The sequence below is a fragment of the Brevundimonas sp. genome (genome assembly GCF_046295775.1).
GTDB lineage: Bacteria > Pseudomonadota > Alphaproteobacteria > Caulobacterales > Caulobacteraceae > Brevundimonas.
This window is the reverse complement of the sequence record NZ_JBKBML010000002.1, coordinates 186,276-205,321: the sequence shown is the minus strand read 5'-3', so window position 1 is coordinate 205,321 and position 19,046 is coordinate 186,276. Positions and strand designations below refer to the sequence as shown.

Sequence of the window (19,046 nt, the reverse complement as noted above, 5' to 3'; positions counted from 1 at the left end):
TGAGCAGCTCCTGCTCCAGCAGACGCGCGGCCTCGGGCTTGAAGAAGATCCGGCTCTCGAAATCCAGGCCCGCGGATAGGCCCATCCAGGCATGGGACGGACGGGCGTAGCAGTAGATGCAGCCATGTTCGCAGCCCTTGTAAGGGTTGATGGAGCGGTCGAAGCCGATGTCGGGCGAGGTGTTGCGCGCGATGATGGTTCGGGCGTGTTCGGGCGTGAGGGTGGTACGCAGCGGCGCGGCCTCGGCGTCGTCGGCGGTCCAACCGTCGTCGAATGCTTCTCGCACGTGGCTTTCGTACCGCCCGCTCGCATTGGAGACCGAACCTCGTCCCTTCGCCATCGCCATGATCCGTGAGTAGACCAACGAGCAGAACAAAGCAAGAACATTAAGGTTCCAAAAAAGCCCGCCGATGCGGGCTCTGGGAACATGGTGCGGATGAGAGGACTCGAACCTCCACGCCTCGCGGCGCTGGAACCTAAATCCAGTGCGTCTACCAGTTCCGCCACATCCGCAAGGTTCGCGTCCGCTGTAGGGCGCCGCGCGCAAAGAGAAAAGGCCCGGGATCGCTCCCGGGCCTTTCCATCGTCGTGACAGGACTTTTAGTGGTCCTTGTCGTCGCCCGGCATGTGCGGGACGGGCGGCGGAGGCGCGTCAGGATCTGCTTCCGGCACATCGATGATGCCGCGACCCACGTGGCTCTTGCGGTAGCCGTAGAGGAAGTAGACCACCAGGCCCAGCGCACCCCAGGCCGGCAGCACCAGCTTGGCGTCCGTCGGCAGGTTGAAGTAGAGGCCCACCGTGCCGATGATCGCCAGCGGCGCGATGACCCACACCATGGGCGTCTTGAACGGGCGGTGACGGGTCGGGTCTTTCCGACGCAGGATCAGCACCGCGATCGCCACCATGAAGAAGGCGAACAGGGTGCCCGAGTTGGCGATGTCGGCCAGCTTGCCCACCGGGAAGAAGGCCGCGAAGAAGGCCACGCCCACGCCCGTGATCATGGTCACGATGTGCGGCGTCTTCCACTTGGGGTGGATCTTGGCCAGGAAGCCCGGCAGCAGGCCGTCGCGCGCCATCACGAAGAAGATGCGCGTCTGACCGAACAGCATGATCAGAATGACCGAGGGCAGCGCCAGGAAGGCGGCGATGCCGATCAGGTCGCCGATCCGCTCGTGGCCAAGCTCACGCAGGACGTGGGCCAGGGCTTCGCGCGAACACACCAGCGGCTGGGAGCCGTCGGCGGCCAGCGCCTGACACTGGGCGGCCAGGGCCGAGCTGCCCGGAGCGAGGATTTCGCCGGCCGGACCAGGCACCGGTTGAGCGCCCAGGGCGCCGATCGCGCCAGCGGCGACCAGCAGGTAGAAGACGGTGCAGATCAGAAGCGAACCGACCAGGCCGATCGGCACGTTGCGCTGCGGGTCCTTGGTCTCTTCCGCCGCCGTCGAAACGGCGTCGAAGCCGACGTAGGCGAAGAAGATGGTGGCCGCAGCGCCGACGATGCCCAGGCCTTGGCCCGTGGTGTCGAACCAGCCCTTGGGTGCGAAGGGTTCGAAGTTGGCGCCTTGCATCACCGGAAGGGTCAGCACGATGAAGGTGCTGAGCGCCAGGACCTTGATGGCCACCAGGATGGCGTTCACGCGTGCCGATTCCGTGGTGCCCAGCATCAGCAGCAGTGTGATCAGCAAGGCGATGCTGAGGGCCGGCAGGTTGACGATGCCGCCGGCGTAGGGGCCGGCCGCGATCGCAAGGGGCAACTCTATGCCCCAACTGCCTAACAGCCCGATGAAATAGCCGGACCAGCCGACCGACACCGCCGAGGCCGCCACCGCATACTCCAGGATCAGCGCCCAGCCGACCGTCCAGGCCAGCAGTTCGCCCATCACGGCGTAGGTGTAGGTGTAGGCCGAGCCCGAAACCGGGACCATCGAGGCCAGTTCCGAATAGCACAGCGCCGCCACGGCGCAGACCGCGGCGGCGATGACGAAGCTCCACATCATGCCCGGACCGGCCTTCTGGGCCGCTTCCGAGGTCAGGACGAAGATGCCGGTGCCGATGATGGCGCCGACGCCAAGAAGCGTCAGCTGCACGGGACCCAGGGTTCGGGTCAGTGAATTCTTCTGGGCCGTCGCCAGAATGGCGTCGAGCGGCTTAACGCGCCACATGCAGGATTTCCCCCTCGGAAATTGACTGTTCGCAACGCTTTCCACGCTGCGCTGGCGCGGACGCTAGACGGCAATGTCGGCAGGCGCAACGCGGTTTCCGTTGTGTGAACGTCCGCCGACGCTTTCGTGACCGGGCCCGGAGCAGCTAAGGGCGGACGACATGCTGCCGATCCACGCCGTCCTGGAAGAGTTGAAAGCCACGCTGAGAGGCGGCGCGACCGCCGTGCTCGCGGCGCCTCCGGGGGCGGGCAAGACCACGGTCGTCCCCCTGGCGCTCCTGGATGAGCAATGGGTAGCGGGACGGCGCATATTGGTGCTGGAGCCGCGACGCCTCGCCGCACGCGCGGCGGCGTCGCGCATGGCCCAGACGCTGGGCCAGAAGCCCGGCGAAACGGTCGGATACCGCACCCGGCTGGAGAGCCGCATCGGCCCGGCGACCCAGCTCGAGGTCATCACCGAGGGCGTCTTCACCCGCATGATCCTGGACGACCCCGGCCTGGATGGGGTCGGCGCCGTGCTGTTCGACGAGTTCCACGAACGCAGTCTGGACGCCGACCTGGGGCTGGCCTTGGCGCGCGATAGTCAACAGGCGCTGCGGGACGATCTGCGCATTCTCGTGATGTCGGCGACGCTGGACATTGCGGGCGTCTCACGCCTGCTGGACGGCGCCCCCGTGGTTCAGGCCGAGGGCCGCGCCTATCCGGTCGAAACCCGATACCTGGACCGCGATCCGGCCGAGCGTCTGGAGGCGGCCTTGACGCGGGCCGTGCTGAGCGCGCTGAGCGAAGAGACAGGCTCGGTCCTGGTTTTCCTGCCGGGGCAGGGTGAGATCCACCGCTTGGCGCGGCTGCTGACCGAGCGCGTGCGCGATCCGTCCGTCGAGATCGCGCCGCTGTTCGGCGCCATGGACCGGTCCGAACAGGACCGCGCGGTCCAGCCGGCCGAGCCCGGCCGGCGCAAGGTGGTGCTGGCGACCTCGGTGGCCGAGACAAGTCTGACGATCGAGGGCGTGCGGGTGGTGATCGATTCCGGCCTGTCGCGCGTGCCGCGTTTCGATCCTTCCAGCGGACTGACTCGCCTGGCCACCGTCCGCGTCAGCCGGTCGTCGGCCGAGCAGAGGCGCGGGCGAGCGGGCCGCGTCGAGCCGGGCGTCTGCTATCGACTGTGGGATGAAGAGCAGACCCGGGGCCTGGTGCCGCACCAGGCGCCGGAGATTCGCGAGGCCGATCTGACCGGCTTCGCCCTGGACCTGGCGCGGTGGGGCGTGCGCACGGCCGAGGGGCTGGCTCTGCTGGATCCGCCGCCGGCCGGCGCCTTCGCCGAGGCGCGGCGGGTGCTGACGCAACTGGGCGCGCTGGACGATGACGGCGGCCTGAGCGACCACGGCCGACGGCTGGCCAGCCTGCCGCTGTCGCCCCGTCTGGCGCATCTCACGGCGGTGGCCGCGGATGCGGGCGAAGCCCTGCTCGGCGCGCGGATCGCGGCTGTGCTGAGCGAGCCCGGCCTGGGCGGTTCTGCAGTCGATCTCGACGAGCGGCTGAAGGTGCTGGCGCGCGATCGGACGCCTCGCGCGCGTGACGCGATGAAGCTTGCCGACCGCTGGGCGCGGGCGGCCGAGCGGGAGCGCAAGCGCGGGGGCAGGGCGGTCGACGCCGGCCTGCTGCTGGCCGAGGCCTTCCCCGAGCGCCTGGCGCGCGCGCGCGGAAAACAGGGGGAGGTGCTGCTGGCGTCGGGCCGAGGCGCTTTCATGGATCCCACCGAAGGGTTGGCTCGCGTCCCATGGCTGGCGGTGGCCGAAATGGGCGGGGGCGACAGCCGAGACCGCATCCGCCTAGCCGCCGCTCTGGATCCGGCGCATCTCGAGGATGCGCTGGCCCACAGGATCGAGGTCGAAGACCGGTTGGTCCGCGAGCCGTCGGGCCGGATGACGATGAAGCGCCGCCGCCGCATCGGCGCCCTGACGCTGGACGAACGCGATCTGGGTGCGCCGGACAAGGCCGCGGTGGCGGCGGCCCTGAAGAGGGAAGTCGAGGCCGAGGGCCTGACGGGTCTGCGCTGGGGCGAGCAGGCGTCGGCTCTGCGGGCGCGGCTGGCCTTTGCGCGCGAGTTCGATGAAGCCTGGCCCGACGTTTCGGACGAGGGGTTGATGGCGAGGCGTGAAGACTGGCTCTGGCCCCTTCTGGACGGCGCAGGCGGCTTGGACCGGATCGGCGACGGCGCCCTGGCCGAGGCGCTGCGCGGTCTCATCCCGTGGGATCTGCAACGGCGTCTAGACGAGTTGGCGCCGGCGCGCCTGACCACGCCCCTGGGTTCGGCGGCCATCGACTATGGCGCTGAGGGCGGTCCGCGCGTGGACATTCGCGTGCAGGAGCTGTTTGGCGTGACGACGCACCCGACCGTCGGCGGCGGCCGCACGCCCTTGACCCTGGCCCTGCTGTCGCCCGCACGGCGGCCGATCCAGATGACCAAGGACCTTCCGGGCTTCTGGGCAGGCTCTTGGAAGGATGTGCGCGCCGACACGCGCGGCCGCTATCCCCGCCATCCCTGGCCCGCGAACCCCGCGCAGGCCGAGGCCACCAGCCGGGCCAAACCGCGCGGTCGCTGACGTCAGACCGGCAGGTTGTCGATCAGCCGGGTCTTGCCCAGCCAGGCGGCGGCCAGGATGCGGGCCGGAGCGTCGATGGCGTCAGCGAAGGGCGCCAGGTCGTCCACTCGGCGGATGGCGACGTAGTCGACCCGATCGAAACCCGCTTCCAGCAGCGCTTCGCAGGCCCAGGCTTCAGCCTCCGACGGTGAGGCGTTGCGGGCGCGAGCGCCAGCTTCGGCAAGGACGCCGTTGAGACGTCGGGCGATGCCCCGTTCCTGCTCGGACAGGTAGGCGTTGCGCGAGGACAGGGCCAGGCCCCAGCCGTCGCGCCCGGTGGGGGCGCCGACGATGCGGGTCGGGATGTCCAGGTCCGCAGTCAAGCGGCGCACGACCATCAACTGCTGATAGTCCTTCTCGCCGAAGACAGCGACGTCGGCCTGGACCTGGTTCAGCAGCTTGGCCACCACCACGGCGACGCCGCCGAAAAAGTGAGGACGGAAGTCGGTCTCCATACCTTGCGACGGACCGCCGACCTCGATGCGGGTGGCGAAACCCTCGGGATACATGGCGTCAGATTCAGGCGCGAACAGCAGGTGGCAGCCGGCCGAGGCCAGCAGTTGGGCGTCCCGGTCCTCCTGGCGCGGATAGGTGCCCAGATCTTCGTGGGCGGCGAATTGGGTCGGATTGACGAAGACGGAGGTGACGACGCGATCGGCCTGGGCCCCCGCCTCGCGCACCAGGGACAGGTGGCCGTCGTGCAACGCCCCCATGGTCGGCACGAAGCCGACGCTGAGGCCCTGGCGGCGCCATTCGGCGACGGCGGCGCGCAAATCAGCGACGGTGCGGACGACCGGCAGGGGCAGGGTGGTCATGTCGGGCGGTCCTTGGGCGTTAAGGCTGTTTCAAAGGCCTGGGTTCAGCATGGGCTTATGACGCCCATCCCTTTCAACCGTCCAGCGTTCGTCGCGTTCGTCGCGTTCGGCCTAGCCCTCCCGCTGCTGGCGGCGTGCGGCCGGGGCGAGCCGGATCCGCACCGGTTCGAGACGATGGCCAGGACCGTGGCGGACATCGAGGCGCCGTTGAGCCCGGGGCTCTATGATGACGCGCCGCCGCCCTCGCGCACAGCAGGCCTGCGCCCGGCGATGTCGCCGCTCAAGGTCGAGCTGATGACGCCTCATGAGCTGTGGGACGCGCGCGACGGCGTGGTTCGCGAGGCGGTGATCGAGACCGCGCCGGCGCTGGTGGAGCAGGCTGCGGCCGCGACGGCCAGCCGGCTGGGTCTGTCGTCGGAGCCAGTCCCGCCCCTGGCCGCGTCCGACGGTCGCGTGATCCAGCTGGGCGCCTATGCCAGCGAGCGCGAGGCGCGTCTCGCCTGGGCCCGTGTCGCCGATCGTGAGGCGCTGGCGGGGTTCTCGCCGATCCTGCAGGTGGCCGAGGTCAACGGACGGCGCTGGGTGCGACTGCGGGTCGGGCCTGTTCCCATCGAGCGCGCAGGGGCGGTCTGCGCCGCCGCAGGCGTGGACGATGTGTGGTGCCGCGCGGCGGCGTGAGCGCCATCCACATCTTAACTTTAAGCGTTCGTTGACGAATGGCCGCCGGGCGCTGATTCTGCCGGCTGGATGGATCGCGGCGAGTCGCCGCCGTCCGAGCAACGGATTTCGCGGATCATGGCGCAGCCTCAGGTCATCGTCGTCGGCAATGAAAAGGGCGGGGCGGGCAAATCGACCCTGGCCATCCATATCGTCACCGGCCTGCTGCACGCGGGAAAGCGCGTGGCGATCATGGATCTGGACCTGCGCCAGAAGTCGCTGTCTCACTTCTTCGCCCACCGCGCGGCCTGGACGGCGGCCAATGAGCAGCCCCTGCCGATGCCGTTCGAGCCCGACATGGGCGACGGCAAGGCGATGGCCCGCGCGTCGGAAGACGACCAACTGGCCATGTTCGAGGCGGCCTTTGCGGCGGCGCAGGACTGCGACGTCATCCTGATCGACACGCCGGGCGGCGACACCGCCCTGTCGCGCGCCGCGCACGGGCGGGCCGACCAGATCGTTACGCCGATGAACGACAGCTTTGTGGACTTCGACCTGCTGGGCCAGGTCGATCCGGTGACGCTGGAGCTGCTGAAGCCCTCCATCTATTCCGAGAGTGTATGGGAGGCGCGCAAGCACCGCGCCATCACCCAGGGTCGTCAGGCGACCATCGACTGGATCGTGGTGACCAACCGCCTGGCCGTGGCCGAGGCCCGCAACCGCCGCCGCCTGGAAGAGCGGATGCAGAAGCTGGCCAAGCGCGTGGGCTTCCGTGTCGGACCGGGCCTGCGCGACCGGGTCATCTATCGCGAGTTGTTCCCCTTCGGCCTGACGGTGGCGGACCTGTCCAACGACATCCGGCCGGTGGCCGTGTCCCTGGCCCACGTCGCGGCGCGTCAGGAGATGCGCAATCTGATGCAGGCGCTGGGCCTGGACGACGCGGTCCAGTCCATGGACGCAGCGGCTTGAGGTCTTGATGGCCCTGATCTGGCTGGGCCTTGCGGCGATCGCGGTCTGGGCGCTGATCCGGCTGGGCCGCCAGAGCGAGCGGGCGGGCAGGGGGCATTGGCGAATCACGGCGACCATCTTCGGCGCGGTGATGATGGCCGGCGCTCTGTTGGCTCTGGCGCGCGGCGCCTGGCTGTTGGGCGGAGCGCTGGCGGCGGGCGGTCTTTATGTCATCACCGCCTCGCGAGTCCGCGTCGCCAATGCGCGGACGCCGGAGCCGGAGAGCATGACCGAGGCCGAGGCGCGGCGGACCCTGGGCGTCCCGGCCGGTGCGACCCCGGCGGAAGTGCAGGCGGCCTGGAAGCGTCTGATGGCGCGCGCGCACCCGGATCAGGGCGGTTCCGAAGGCCTCGCCTCGCGTCTGAACGCTGCGCGGGACCGATTGGCGAAAACCTAGTCGTCGCCACGGTTTCGCCGCTTGACGGAAACGGAATCGATGGGCATAAGCGCCCCTCTTGTTGGACCGGCTGTGCACCCCCGGGTGCAGACGCGGTTCGCAGGAACGACCTAAGTACCTGTTCTTTGCAGCTTCTTGGGACTTTAGCGGCCTTCGCGGGCAACTGCGTGGGCCGATCGTTTTTGCGGATTGCGTACCCTGAGGGCCTCGTGCCCGAAGGCCTTCGGTCTTTGAAATGGTTCACAGGGACGCGGTCCTCCGACCGCATTGGAAGTAAGCACCGATATGGATCAAAGCATCCGCATCAGGCTCAAGGCCTTTGATCACCGCGTCCTCGACTTTTCGACGCGCGAGATCGTCAATACCGCCAAACGCACCGGCGCGACCGTTCGTGGTCCGATTCCGCTGCCGACCCTGATCGAAAAGTTCACCGTGAACCGCTCGCCGCACGTCGATAAGAAGTCGCGTGAGCAGTTTGAAATCCGCACGCACAAACGCGTGCTCGACATCGTCGACCCCACCCCGCAGACCGTGGACGCGCTCATGAAGCTCGACCTGTCCGCCGGCGTGGACGTCGAGATCAAGATCTAAAGTAGAAAGAGGCGGGATCCGATGCGCACGGGCGTGATCGCCAAGAAGCTGGGCATGACCCGCGTGTTCGCCGATGACGGCGCGCACGTACCGGTCACTGTGCTGCAGCTCGACGGCTGCCAAGTCGTCGGCCAACGTACCCAGGAGCGTGACGGCTACGTCGCTCTCCAGCTGGGCGCTGGCGTCAAGAAGGCCAAGAACACCAACAAGGCCCAACGCGAAGTCTTCGCCAAGGCCGAGGTTGAGCCGAAGGCCTATGTCACCGAGTTCCGCGTTGACGCGGACGGTCTGCTGGATGTGGGCGCCGAACTGTCGGCCGACCACTTCATCGTGGGCCAGAAGGTGGACATCCAGGGTGAAACCATCGGTAAGGGTTTCGCCGGCGCCATGAAGCGCTGGAACTTCGGCGGCCTGCGCGCGACGCACGGTGTGTCGGTGTCCCACCGTTCGCACGGCTCGACCGGCAACCGTCAGGACCCGGGTCGTACGTTCCCTGGCAAGAAGATGGCCGGCCACCTGGGCCAGGAAACCGTCACCCAGCAGAACCTGACCGTCGTCCGCGTGGACGCCGAGCGTGGGCTGATCCTGATCAAGGGCGCTGTGCCCGGTCACGACGGTTCGTTCGTCAAGGTCCGCGACGCCATCAAGAAGGCTCGTCCGGCCGACGCCCCGTTCCCCGGTGGCGTGAAGTCGAAGAATGGAGCCGCCCAACCCGCCTCGACCCCGGCTGAAGAAGCCCCGGCCGAAGCGACCGAAGGCGGTGAAGCGTAATGAAACTCTCGGTCATCAAACTCGACGGCAAGGCCTCGGGCGACGTCGAGCTGTCGGACGCCGTCTTCGGCATCACCGACATCCGCGGCGACATCCTGGCCCGCACCGTGAATTGGCAACTGGCCAAGCGCCGCGCCGGCACGCACAAGGTTCAAACCCGCAACGAGAACTCTCGTACGGGCAAGAAGATGTACAAGCAGAAGGGCACCGGCGGCGCTCGTCACGGCTCGCGTCGCGCCCCGCAGTTCGTCGGCGGTTCGCGCGCCTTCGGCCCGGTCGTCCGCGACCACGGCTTCTCGCTGCCCAAGAAGATCCGCGCCATGGCCCTGCGCCACGCGCTGTCTTCCAAGGTCAAGGCCGGCGATCTGATCGTGGTCGACGCCCTGGATGTGAAGGACGCCAAGACCGCGTCGCTGCGCACCACCTTCGGCAAGCTGGGCTGGACCAAGGCCCTGATCATCGCTGGACCGGAAGTCGAGACCAACTTCGGTCTCGCCGCCCGCAACATCCCGCACATCGACGTGCTGCCGAACGCCGGCCTGAACGTCTATGACATCCTGCGGGCCGACAAGCTGGTGCTGACCAAGGCCGCCATCGAGGCGATCGAAGCCCGCTTCAGCGACAAGGAAGCCGCGTAATGGCCGCTCAACCTACCGCAAAGCACTACGACACCATCCTGGCTCCGGTGATCACCGAGAAGGCCACGATCCTGTCGGAGCAGAACAAGGTCGTCTTCCGCGTCGCCGGCACGGCGACCAAGGACGAGATCGCCGCGGCGGTCGAGAGCCTGTTCAAGGTCAACGTCCTGAAGGTCAACACCCTGGTCCAGAAGGGCAAGACCAAGCGCTTCCGGGGCATCATGGGCCGCCGGGTCGACATCAAAAAAGCGATCGTGACGCTGGCCGACGGCCAGTCGATCGACGTCACCACGGGGCTCTGATCAGATGGCCTTGAAGACTTACAATCCGACGTCGCCGGGCCGCCGCGCCCTGGTGCTGGTCGACCGCTCCGAGCTGCACAAGGGCCGCCCGGAGAAGTCGCTGACCGAAGGCCTGACCAAGTCGGGCGGACGTGGTCAGGGCGGTCGCATCGCCGTTCGCTTCCGCGGCGGCGGCGCCAAGACGCTGTACCGCAAGATCGATTTCAAGCGTCGCAAGTTCGACGCGATCGGCACGGTCGAGCGTCTGGAGTACGACCCCAACCGCACTGCCTTCATCGCTCTGGTGACCTATCCGGACGGCGAGAAGACCTACATCATCGCGCCTCAGCGTCTGAAGGCCGGCGACACGATCGTGGCCGGCGAAAAGACCGACGTTAAGCCGGGCAACGCAATGCCGCTGCGCTCGATCCCAGTCGGCACCATCATCCACAATGTGGAGATGAAGCCGGGCAAGGGCGCTCAGCTGGCCCGTTCGGCCGGCGCCTACGCTCAACTGGTGGGTCGCGATCAGGGTTACGCCCAGATCCGCCTCGGCTCGGGCGAGCTGCGCATGGTTCTGGACGGCTGCATGGCCACGGTGGGCGCGGTTTCGAACCCCGACCACATGAACCAGAACCTGGGCAAGGCCGGTCGCAAGCGTCACATGGGCTGGCGACCGCACGTCCGCGGCGTCGCCATGAACCCGATCGACCACCCGCATGGTGGTGGTGAAGGCCGGACCTCGGGCGGCCGCACGCCGGTCACGCCCTGGGGCAAGGACACCAAGGGCACCCGCACCCGCAAGAACAAGGCCACGGACAAGTTCATCATCCGTAGCCGTCACGTGAAGAAGGCTCGCTAAGAATGGCCCGCTCCTCCTGGAAAGGCCCGTTTGTCGACGGGTATCTGCTCAAGAAGGCCGACGCCGTTCAAACGTCGGGCCGCAAGGACGTGATCAAGACCTGGTCGCGCCGCTCCACCATCCTGCCGCAGTTCGTCGGTCTGACGTTCGGTGTCCACAACGGCCAGAAGCATGTGCCGGTGATGGTCAACGAGGACATGGTCGGCATGAAGTTTGGCGAGTTCGCCCCGACCCGGAACTTCCCGGGCCACGCGGCGGACAAGAAGGCCAAAAGGAAGTAACCGATGGCCCAGTCCAAGAACGAGCGTCGGGTCGCCCCGACTGAAGCCCGCGCCAAGCTGGTCAACGTCCGCATCAGCCCTCAAAAGCTGAACCTGGTTGCCGCTTCGATCCGCGGCATGCCGGTGCAAAAGGCGCTGAACGAACTCGAGTTCAGCCGCAAGCGCATCGCGACGGACGTCCGCAAGGTCCTGTACTCGGCCGTGTCGAACGCCGAGAACAACCACAACCTCGACATCGACAACCTGGTCGTCGCCGAGGCCTTCGTGGGCAAGAACCTGGTGATGAAGCGTTTCGCGAGCCGCGCTCGTGGCCGCTCGTCGCGCATCCTGAAACCGTTCAGCGAGATCACCATCGTGGTCCGCGAAGCCGGCGAGGCCGCCTGATGGGTCAGAAAATCAATCCGATCGGTTTCCGCCTCGGCGTGAACCGGACGTGGGACAGCCGCTGGTTCGCCGACGGCGCCAACTATTCGCGCCTGCTGCACCAGGACCTGAAGCTGCGTACGTGGCTGAAGGAACGCCTGTCGGGCGCCGGCGTGTCGCGCATCATCATCGAGCGTCCGCACAAGAAGTGCCGCGTGACGATCTACGCCGCCCGTCCGGGTGTCGTGATCGGCAAGAAGGGCGCGGACATCGAGAAGCTGCGCAAGGACATCTCGGCCATGACCGAGGGCGAGGTTCACCTGAACATCGTCGAAGTCCGCAAGCCCGAGACCGACGCCCAGCTGATCGCCGAGAACATCGCGCAGCAGCTGGAACGCCGGATCGCGTTCCGCCGCGCCATGAAGCGTGCGATGCAGTCGGCCATGCGCCTGGGCGCCAAGGGCGTCCGCATCAACGTGTCGGGTCGTCTGGGCGGCGCCGAAATCGCGCGGATGGAATGGTATCGCGAAGGCCGCGTGCCGCTTCACACCCTGCGCGCCGACATCGACTACGGCTTCATCGAGGCCAAGACGACCTACGGCATCATCGGCGTGAAGGTCTGGGTGTTCAAAGGCGAAGTGCTCGAGCACGACCCGATGGCCCAGGACAAGCGCTGGGCTCAGGAAGCCTCGGGTCCCTCGTCCAACGAAGGCCGTGAACGCGGCCCCCGCGGCGACCGCGGCCCCCGTCGCGACCGCGGACGTGAGAACTAAGTCATGCTGCAACCCAAGAAGACCAAGTACCGCAAGGCATTCAAGGGCCGGATCCATGGTTCGGCCAAGGGCGGCTTCTCGCTGAACTTCGGCTCCTACGGCCTGAAGACGCTGGAGCCCGAGCGCATCACGGCGCGTCAGATCGAAGCGGCTCGCCGCGCGATCACCCGCCAGATGAAGCGCCAGGGCCGCGTCTGGATCCGTGTCTTCCCAGACCTGCCGGTCACGGGCAAGCCGGCCGAAGTGCGGATGGGCAAGGGCAAGGGCGCCGTGGACCACTGGGCCGCGCGTTGCCACCCGGGCCGCATCCTGTTCGAAATCGACGGCGTGCCGGACGACATCGCGCGCGAGGCCCTGCGTCTCGGCGCGGCGAAGCTGCCGGTTCGCACTAAGGTGGTGACGCGTCTCGACGCCGGCATCGCCCAACTGGAGCAAGCGGCATGACCAAGATCGCCGATCTGCGGGCTCAGACCCCCGACCAACTGGCCGACGAGCTGCTGAAGCTCAAGAAGGAACAGTTCAACCTCCGCTTCCAGGCGGCCACCGGCCAAATGGAAAAAACCCACCGCGTGGGTGAAGTGCGCAAAGACATCGCCCGTATCTCGACGCTGCTGCGTCAACAGCAGGCGTAAGGAACGAAGATGCCGAAGCGAATTCTCGAAGGCGTGGTCGTCTCCGACAAGGGCGACAAGACCGTCGTGGTCAAGGTGGAGCGCACCCTGCTTCACCCCGTCCTGAAGAAGACTGTCCGTCTGTCCAAGAAGTACCACGCCCACGACGAAGGCAACGCGCTGAAGGTCGGCGACGTGGCCCGCATCGTCGAGTGCGCCCCCAAGTCCAAGTTGAAGCGCTGGGAAGTCCTTTCCAACGCCTCGGCTTCGTAAGAAGAAGGATCGGATCCCATGATCCAGATGCAAACTAACCTGGAGGTGGCCGACAATTCGGGCGCTCGCCGGGTCATGTGCATCAAGGTGTTGGGCGGCTCCAAGCGCCGCTACGCCTCGGTGGGCGACACCATTGTCGCCTCGGTGAAGGAAGCGATTCCGCGCGGCCGTGTGAAGAAGGGCGACGTCGTTCGCGCCATCGTCGTGCGCACCGCCAAGGACATCCAGCGCAAGGACGGCTCTGTCATCCGTTTCGACAAGTCGGCCGCCGTCATCGTCAACAAGCAGAACGAGCCCGTCGGCACGCGGATCTTCGGCCCGGTTCCTCGCGAACTTCGCGCCAAGAACCACATGAAGATCATCTCGCTGGCTCCGGAGGTCCTGTAACCATGGCCGCCAAGATCAAATCGGGCGACAACGTCGTCGTCCTGACCGGCAAGGACAAGGGCCGCACCGGCAAGGTGCTCAAGGTTCTGCCGACCGAAAACCGCGTCGTCGTGCAAGGCGTCAACATGGTTCAGCGCCACACGCGCCCGACCCAGGCTGACCCGCAAGGCGGCATCAAGAACAAGGAAGCGTCGCTGCACCTGTCGAACGTCGCGATCGCCGACGCCAACGGCAAGGCGACCCGCGTCGGCTTCAAGATCGAAGGCGACAAGAAGGTCCGCTTCGCCAAGACGACGGGAGACGTCATCTGATGGCCGCTACCGAGAAATACACCCCGCGCCTGAAGGACGAGTACAAGGCTCGCATCCGCCAGGTGATGAAGGAAAAGTTCGGCTACACGAACGAGATGCAGGTGCCCAAGCTGGACAAGATCGTCCTGAACATGGGCATCGGTGAAGCGGTCGCCGACTCCAAGAAGGCGAACGCCGCCCTCAAGGATCTGACCGCCATCGCCGGTCAGAAGGCCGTCGCCACCAAGGCTCGCAACTCCATCGCCGGCTTCAAGCTGCGCGAAGGCATGGTCATCGGCGGCAAGGTCACGCTGCGCGGCGATCAGATGTACGAGTTCCTGGACCGGTTCATCACGATCGCGCTGCCGCGCGTGAAGGATTTCCGGGGCCTGAAGGGCACCTCGTTCGACGGTCGTGGCAACTACGCCACCGGTCTGAAGGAGCACATCGTGTTCCCGGAGATCAACTACGACCAGATCGACCAGATGTGGGGCATGGACATTGTCGTCTGCACCACGGCCAAGACCGATGAGGAAGCCAAGGCTCTCCTCGCCGAGTTCAAGTTCCCGTTCGTGACGAACTGAGCGGGAAGGGAAGAGATCAATGGCTAAGAAAAGCGCCGTAAACCGCAATGAAGCCGTCAAGGCCCTGGTTGCGAAGTATGCCGCGAAGCGGGAAGCCCTGAAGGCGACCGCCAACGACGAGAGCCTGCCGCTGGAGGAGCGCTTCGAAGCGCGCCTGAAGCTGGCGGAACTGCCGCGTAACTCCGCGCCGACGCGCATCCGCAATCGCTGCGAGGTGACGGGTCGTCCGCGGGCTTACTACCGCAAGCTCAAGATGAGCCGTATCGCCCTGCGCGAACTCGGCAACCTGGGGCAAGTCCCCGGCCTGACGAAGTCGAGCTGGTAAGGGGAGCGAACAGACATGATGATCAACGATCCCCTGAGCGACATGATCGCTCGCATCAAGAACGCGGCGACCCGCAAGCGTTCCAAGGTGCTGACCCCGGCCTCGCGTCTGCGCCAGCGCGTCCTCGACGTGCTGCAGGACGAAGGCTACATCCGCGGCTATTCGCTGGTTCAGAACCCCGGTGAATTCCCGCAGTTCGAGATCGAGCTGAAGTACTTCGACGGCCAGCCGGTGATCGCCGAGATCGCCCGCGTGTCGAAGCCCGGCCGCCGCGTCTATTCGGCCATCAGCGATCTGAAGCCGATCAAGAACGGCCTCGGCATCTCGATCCTTTCGACTTCGAAGGGCGTCATGTCCGACGCCGCCGCGCGCGACGCCAACGTCGGCGGCGAAGTCCTCTGCAGGGTCTACTGACATGTCCCGTATTGGCAAGAAAACCATCAGCATCCCGAAGGGCGTGAACATAACGCTCGACGGTCAGACCGTCTCGGTGAAGGGTCCCAAGGGCGAGCGCTCCTGGACCGTGGCCGAAGAGATCGAGGTCAAGCAGGAAGGCGAAGAGCTGTCGCTGACCCCGCGGACCGACACCCAGCGCGCTCGCGCGATGTGGGGTCTGTCGCGCACCCTGGTCGACAACATGGTCACCGGCGTCACCTCGGGCTTCGAAAAGTCCCTGGAACTGGTCGGCGTGGGTTACCGCGCCGCGATGAAGGGCCAGGCCCTGTCGCTGCAACTCGGCTTCTCGCATGAAGTCGACATCGATCCGCCCGCCGGCGTCACCTTCGCGGTGCCCAAGCAGACCGAGATCAAGATCTCGGGCGCCGACAAGCAGGCCGTGGGTCAGATCGCCGCCGTCATCCGCAAGCTGCGTCCGCCGGAGCCCTACAAGGGCAAGGGCGTGCGTTACGCCGGCGAGACCGTGCGTCGCAAGGAAGGCAAGAAGAAGTAAGTCATGGCTCTCTCTCTTCGACAACAAGCCAAGCGCCGCTCGGAGCGCACTCGTCGCCGCCTGAAGGCCGTCTCCAACGGCCGTCTGCGTCTCTCGATCTATCGTTCGGACAAGAACATCTCGGCCCAGATCATCGACGACGCCCAGGGCGTCACGGTGGCCTCCGCCTCTTCGCTGGAAGGCGAAAAGGGCAAGAAGGAAAAGGGCTCGGACGTCGCCGCCGCTTCGCGGATCGGCAAGCTGATCGCCGAACGCGCCATCGAGAAGGGCGTCAAGGACGTCGTCTTCGACCGTGGCGGATACATCTATCACGGCCGGGTCAAGGCGCTGGCGGAAGCCGCGCGTGAAGCCGGCCTGAACTTCTAAGGGACGCGAAGCATGGCGCATCAACCCCAGCGTGGCGGCGGCGGCAACGACCGCAACCGTCGCGACAACCGCAACGCTCCTGTGGACGGTCCGGATTCGGACATCGTCGAGAAGCTGGTGCACATCAACCGCGTCGCCGCCACCGTGAAGGGCGGCCGCCGGTTCTCGTTCGCGGCCCTGATGGTCGTCGGCGACGGCAAGGGCCGCGTCGGCTTCGGTCACGGCAAGGCGCGCGAAGTGCCGGAAGCCATCCGCAAGGCGACCGAAGAAGCCAAGAAGACCATGATCAAGGTTCCGCTGCGCGAGAACCGCACCCTGCACCACGACGGCAATGGCCGTTGGGGCGCCGGCAAGATCATGATGCGCGCCGCCCCTCCCGGGACCGGAGTCATCGCGGGCGGTCCGATGCGCGCCGTGCTCGAAACCCTCGGCGTCCAGGACGTCGTGGGCAAGTCGACCGGTTCGTCGAACCCCTACAACATGATCCGCGCCACCTTCGAAGCTCTGAAGGTCCAGTCCTCGCCCCGCATGGTCGCGTCCAAGCGCGGCAAGAAGGTCGCGGATCTGATGGGCCGTCGCAACGACGGCGCCTCGGCGCCTGAAGCCATCGAGGGCTGATAGACATGGCCAAGCAAGACACCGCCACCGTCACCATCCGTCAGACGGGCAGCCCGATCCGCCGCAAGGCCGATCAGCGCGCCACCCTGACGGGCCTGGGCCTCAACCGCGTGGGTCGTGAATCGACCCTGGAGGACACCCCCTCCGTGCGCGGCATGATCGCCAAGGTCGCCCACATGGTCGAGGTGGTCGAGAAGTAAGACCCTTCGCGACTTGCGAAGATCTGGAGGGCCGCCTATAGGCGGCCCTTCGTTTTTACACCGCCGAGTCCGGCCGATGGCCGGGCGCTAGAACCCGAAAGGATCAGGCACATGAAACTGAATGAAATTCGCGACAACGAAGGCGCCCACAAGAAGCGCATGCGCGTCGGCCGCGGCCCGGGTTCGGGCAAGGGCAAGACCGCCGGTCGCGGCGTCAAGGGTCAAAAGTCGCGTTCGGGCGTCGCCATCGGCGGCTTTGAAGGCGGCCAGATGCCGCTGTACATGCGCATGCCCAAGCGCGGCTTCAACAATCCCAATGCCCTGAAGCTGGCTGAAGTGAACCTGTGGCGCCTGCAAGACGCCATCGACGCCAAGAAGCTGGATATCAAGGGCGACATCACCGGCGAGGCCCTGGTGGCCGCCGGCGTGATCCGTCGCGTCAAGGACGGCGTGCGCCTGCTGGGCACCGGCGAGATCAAGGGCAAGCTGAACCTGGTCGTGTGGTCGGCTTCGGCCGGCGCCATCAAGGCCATCGAAGCGGCCGGCGGCTCGGTGACGCAGCAGCGCATCGAGGCCGAAGCCAAGGCTCAGGCCCGTCTGGACAAGCGCCAGGCGGCTCGCGGGAAGCCCAAGGCCTGATCGAAAAGCGTCGTCCCGCGATCGTCATTCGACGTTCGTCGGAAAGAAAAGCGGGATGACGGACTGGAAGCGGCCTCGCATAGAGGCCGCTTTTCACCTATCTGACGACGACTGAAAGTCGTGGGGACGCGCGTATGGCCTCGGCCGCTGAACAACTCGCTGCAAACATGAACATGGGCTCGTTCGCCAGGGCGACCGAGCTTCACAAGCGCCTGCTGTTCACGCTAGGCGCGCTGCTGGTCTATCGGATCGGCACCTTCGTGCCGATTCCGGGCATCAACTCCGAAGCCTTCCTGGCCTTCTTCCAGAATCCGGAGGGCCAGCGCGGCATCCTGGACATGTTCAACATGTTCTCGGGCGGCGCGGTCGAGCGGATGGCCGTCTTCGCGCTGAACGTCATGCCCTACATCTCTGCGTCGATCATCGTGCAGCTGATGCAGGCGGTCTATCCGCCGTGGGAGAAGCTGAAGAAGGAAGGCGGGGAGAGCGGCCGCAAGCAGCTTAACCAGTACACCCGCTATCTGACGGTCTTCCTGGCCGTGGCCCAGTCGCTTGGCATTGCAGTCGGACTGAACGCCCAGCCGAGTCTGGTGGACAATCCCGGTCTGTTCTTCATCACCACGACGGTCGTGACCCTGACGGGCGGCACCATGTTCCTGATGTGGCTGGGCGAGCAGGTGACGGCGCGCGGCGTCGGCAACGGCATCTCGCTGATCATTTTCGCCGGCATCGTGGCGGTCCTGCCGTCCACCGTCGCGCGCCTTCTGGGTCTGGCTCAGCAGGGCCAGATGTCCGCCTTCGTCCTGCTGTTCATCGCCATCATGGCCGTGGCCGTGGTCGCCTTCATCGTCTTCATGGAGCGGGCCCAGCGTCGTCTGCTGATCCAGTATCCCAAGCGCCAGGAAGGTAACCGCATGGCGGGCGGCGAGCGGTCGTTCCTGCCGTTGAAGGTCAACACCGCCGGCGTCATCCCGGCGATCTTCGCTTCGTCGCTGCTGATGCTGCCGGCGACCGTCGCCCAGTTCACGGCCAACGCCGACCTGCCCGAGTGGATGAGCTGGCTGCCGATGGTCACGGCCCAGCTGACGCACGGCCAGCCCCTGTTCATGGTGCTCTACGCCGCCCTGATCATCTTCTTCTGCTTCTTCTACACCTCGATCACCTTCAACCCCGATGACACGGCCGAGAACCTGCGCAAGTACGGCGGCTTCCTGCCGGGCATTCGTCCAGGCAAGCGCACGGCTGAGTATCTGGACTATGTGCTGACCCGCCTGACCACCATCGGCGCGGCCTACATCACCGCTGTCTGCCTGCTGCCCGAGTTCCTGGTTTCGCAGTTGGGCAACACCAGCCTCTATTTCGGCGGGACCTCGCTGCTGATCGTGGTGTCGGTGACCATGGACACGGTCTCGCAGATCCAGTCGCACCTTCTGGCCCACCAGTACGAAGGCCTGATCAAGAAGGCCAAGTTGCGGGGTCGCGGCGGCGGCCCGCGTGGCGGCGGCGGTCGCGGCTCGCCGGCGCCGGTTCGGCGCTGATATCTTCACGACGATAGGGGAG

Annotated in this window: 28 protein-coding genes, 1 tRNA gene and 1 pseudogene; 26 read left to right on the top strand and 4 right to left on the bottom strand. The window is 66.5% G+C overall.

The genetic code is table 11. The features are described from left to right. From ACK4I0_RS02655 to ACK4I0_RS02645, 3 genes and pseudogenes are all read right to left on the bottom strand, one after another. A pseudogene (locus tag ACK4I0_RS02655) lies at positions 1-346 on the bottom strand (radical SAM protein); the annotation flags it as partial. Between the two features lie 82 nt (positions 347-428). Next, a tRNA-Leu gene (locus ACK4I0_RS02650) sits at positions 429-513 on the bottom strand. An 87-nt stretch (positions 514-600) separates the two neighbouring features. Further along, entirely contained in the window at positions 601-2,163 is a 1,563-nt protein-coding gene (locus ACK4I0_RS02645; protein ID WP_409607702.1) for an amino acid permease, read from the bottom strand. A 160-nt stretch (positions 2,164-2,323) separates the two neighbouring features. On the opposite strand from ACK4I0_RS02645, the gene hrpB reads away from it, so the two are divergent. Beyond that, positions 2,324-4,768 carry an ATP-dependent helicase HrpB gene (gene hrpB / locus ACK4I0_RS02640; protein WP_409607700.1) on the top strand — a complete coding sequence of 815 codons (2,445 nt, stop codon included), beginning with the start codon at positions 2,324-2,326 and terminating at the stop codon, positions 4,766-4,768. Positions 4,769-4,770: 2 nt separating this feature from the next. On the opposite strand, the gene panC is transcribed toward hrpB, so the two are convergent. Continuing rightward, positions 4,771-5,622: a pantoate--beta-alanine ligase gene (panC, locus tag ACK4I0_RS02635; protein ID WP_409607698.1), complete on the bottom strand. Its 852-nt coding sequence runs from the start codon at positions 5,620-5,622 to the stop codon at positions 4,771-4,773. A gap of 57 nt (positions 5,623-5,679) precedes the next feature. On the opposite strand from panC, the gene ACK4I0_RS02630 reads away from it, so the two are divergent. The 25 genes from ACK4I0_RS02630 to secY all read left to right on the top strand — a co-directional run bounded on the left by ACK4I0_RS02630 (position 5,680) and on the right by secY (position 19,024). Continuing rightward, a complete protein-coding gene (locus ACK4I0_RS02630; RefSeq protein ID WP_409607696.1) occupies positions 5,680-6,300 on the top strand; it encodes an SPOR domain-containing protein in 621 nt (206 codons plus the stop codon). A 117-nt stretch (positions 6,301-6,417) separates the two neighbouring features. After that, complete coding sequence (locus ACK4I0_RS02625; protein WP_409607694.1) at positions 6,418-7,248, top strand: division plane positioning ATPase MipZ; 831 nt, start codon at positions 6,418-6,420, stop codon at positions 7,246-7,248. 7 nt (positions 7,249-7,255) lie between these two features. Beyond that, complete coding sequence (locus ACK4I0_RS02620) at positions 7,256-7,684, top strand: molecular chaperone DnaJ (protein WP_409607692.1); 429 nt, start codon at positions 7,256-7,258, stop codon at positions 7,682-7,684. Between the two features lie 285 nt (positions 7,685-7,969). After that, the gene (gene rpsJ, locus ACK4I0_RS02615) at positions 7,970-8,275 is read left to right on the top strand and encodes a 30S ribosomal protein S10 (RefSeq protein ID WP_003164367.1); all 306 of its coding nucleotides are present in this window, start codon (positions 7,970-7,972) and stop codon (positions 8,273-8,275) included. Between the two features lie 21 nt (positions 8,276-8,296). Beyond that, positions 8,297-9,046, top strand: a complete 750-nt coding sequence (rplC, locus tag ACK4I0_RS02610) for a 50S ribosomal protein L3 (RefSeq protein ID WP_409607690.1) — start codon at positions 8,297-8,299, stop codon at positions 9,044-9,046. Then, positions 9,046-9,684, top strand: a complete 639-nt coding sequence (rplD, locus tag ACK4I0_RS02605; RefSeq protein WP_135063555.1) for a 50S ribosomal protein L4 — start codon at positions 9,046-9,048, stop codon at positions 9,682-9,684. The genes rplC and rplD overlap by 1 nt, the downstream gene beginning before the upstream one ends. After that, entirely contained in the window at positions 9,684-9,986 is a 303-nt protein-coding gene (locus tag ACK4I0_RS02600; protein ID WP_135063553.1) for a 50S ribosomal protein L23, read from the top strand. The genes rplD and ACK4I0_RS02600 overlap by 1 nt, the downstream gene beginning before the upstream one ends. A gap of 4 nt (positions 9,987-9,990) precedes the next feature. Then, entirely contained in the window at positions 9,991-10,827 is an 837-nt protein-coding gene (rplB, locus tag ACK4I0_RS02595; protein ID WP_135063551.1) for a 50S ribosomal protein L2, read from the top strand. A 2-nt stretch (positions 10,828-10,829) separates the two neighbouring features. Further along, positions 10,830-11,108, top strand: coding sequence for a 30S ribosomal protein S19 (gene rpsS, locus ACK4I0_RS02590; protein ID WP_184272436.1), 279 nt, complete (start codon positions 10,830-10,832; stop codon positions 11,106-11,108). Positions 11,109-11,111: 3 nt separating this feature from the next. After that, on the top strand, positions 11,112-11,492 hold the full coding sequence (gene rplV / locus ACK4I0_RS02585) for a 50S ribosomal protein L22 (protein ID WP_122468628.1): 381 nt from the start codon (positions 11,112-11,114) through the stop codon (positions 11,490-11,492). Continuing rightward, the gene (gene rpsC / locus ACK4I0_RS02580) at positions 11,492-12,244 is read left to right on the top strand and encodes a 30S ribosomal protein S3 (protein ID WP_135063547.1); all 753 of its coding nucleotides are present in this window, start codon (positions 11,492-11,494) and stop codon (positions 12,242-12,244) included. Before rplV ends, rpsC begins: the two co-directional genes overlap by 1 nt. A 3-nt stretch (positions 12,245-12,247) precedes the next feature. Continuing rightward, positions 12,248-12,688: a 50S ribosomal protein L16 gene (gene rplP / locus ACK4I0_RS02575; protein ID WP_135063545.1), complete on the top strand. Its 441-nt coding sequence runs from the start codon at positions 12,248-12,250 to the stop codon at positions 12,686-12,688. Continuing rightward, positions 12,685-12,876, top strand: coding sequence for a 50S ribosomal protein L29 (gene rpmC / locus ACK4I0_RS02570; RefSeq protein WP_135063543.1), 192 nt, complete (start codon positions 12,685-12,687; stop codon positions 12,874-12,876). The genes rplP and rpmC overlap by 4 nt, the downstream gene beginning before the upstream one ends. 9 nt (positions 12,877-12,885) lie before the next feature. Beyond that, positions 12,886-13,128: a 30S ribosomal protein S17 gene (gene rpsQ, locus ACK4I0_RS02565; protein ID WP_135063541.1), complete on the top strand. Its 243-nt coding sequence runs from the start codon at positions 12,886-12,888 to the stop codon at positions 13,126-13,128. 18 nt (positions 13,129-13,146) lie between these two features. Next, positions 13,147-13,515, top strand: coding sequence for a 50S ribosomal protein L14 (rplN, locus tag ACK4I0_RS02560; RefSeq protein WP_021698481.1), 369 nt, complete (start codon positions 13,147-13,149; stop codon positions 13,513-13,515). Between the two features lie 2 nt (positions 13,516-13,517). Beyond that, complete coding sequence (gene rplX, locus ACK4I0_RS02555; protein WP_135063539.1) at positions 13,518-13,826, top strand: 50S ribosomal protein L24; 309 nt, start codon at positions 13,518-13,520, stop codon at positions 13,824-13,826. After that, positions 13,826-14,389, top strand: coding sequence for a 50S ribosomal protein L5 (rplE, locus tag ACK4I0_RS02550; RefSeq protein ID WP_409607684.1), 564 nt, complete (start codon positions 13,826-13,828; stop codon positions 14,387-14,389). Before rplX ends, rplE begins: the two co-directional genes overlap by 1 nt. A gap of 19 nt (positions 14,390-14,408) precedes the next feature. Then, positions 14,409-14,714 (top strand): 30S ribosomal protein S14, encoded by a 306-nt coding sequence (rpsN, locus tag ACK4I0_RS02545; protein WP_135063535.1) that lies wholly within the window; start codon positions 14,409-14,411, stop codon positions 14,712-14,714. Between the two features lie 15 nt (positions 14,715-14,729). Further along, positions 14,730-15,128, top strand: coding sequence for a 30S ribosomal protein S8 (rpsH, locus tag ACK4I0_RS02540; protein ID WP_125256867.1), 399 nt, complete (start codon positions 14,730-14,732; stop codon positions 15,126-15,128). A 1-nt stretch (position 15,129) separates the two neighbouring features. Next, complete coding sequence (gene rplF / locus ACK4I0_RS02535; RefSeq protein WP_409607681.1) at positions 15,130-15,663, top strand: 50S ribosomal protein L6; 534 nt, start codon at positions 15,130-15,132, stop codon at positions 15,661-15,663. Between the two features lie 3 nt (positions 15,664-15,666). Continuing rightward, the gene (gene rplR, locus ACK4I0_RS02530; protein ID WP_409607679.1) at positions 15,667-16,029 is read left to right on the top strand and encodes a 50S ribosomal protein L18; all 363 of its coding nucleotides are present in this window, start codon (positions 15,667-15,669) and stop codon (positions 16,027-16,029) included. 12 nt (positions 16,030-16,041) lie between these two features. After that, complete coding sequence (gene rpsE, locus ACK4I0_RS02525) at positions 16,042-16,647, top strand: 30S ribosomal protein S5 (protein WP_409607677.1); 606 nt, start codon at positions 16,042-16,044, stop codon at positions 16,645-16,647. Between the two features lie 5 nt (positions 16,648-16,652). After that, on the top strand, positions 16,653-16,847 hold the full coding sequence (rpmD, locus tag ACK4I0_RS02520) for a 50S ribosomal protein L30 (RefSeq protein WP_409607675.1): 195 nt from the start codon (positions 16,653-16,655) through the stop codon (positions 16,845-16,847). 111 nt (positions 16,848-16,958) lie between these two features. Further along, positions 16,959-17,486, top strand: coding sequence for a 50S ribosomal protein L15 (gene rplO / locus ACK4I0_RS02515; RefSeq protein WP_135063525.1), 528 nt, complete (start codon positions 16,959-16,961; stop codon positions 17,484-17,486). A gap of 134 nt (positions 17,487-17,620) precedes the next feature. Next, entirely contained in the window at positions 17,621-19,024 is a 1,404-nt protein-coding gene (gene secY, locus ACK4I0_RS02510; RefSeq protein ID WP_409607673.1) for a preprotein translocase subunit SecY, read from the top strand. Positions 19,025-19,046 lie beyond the last annotated feature (22 nt).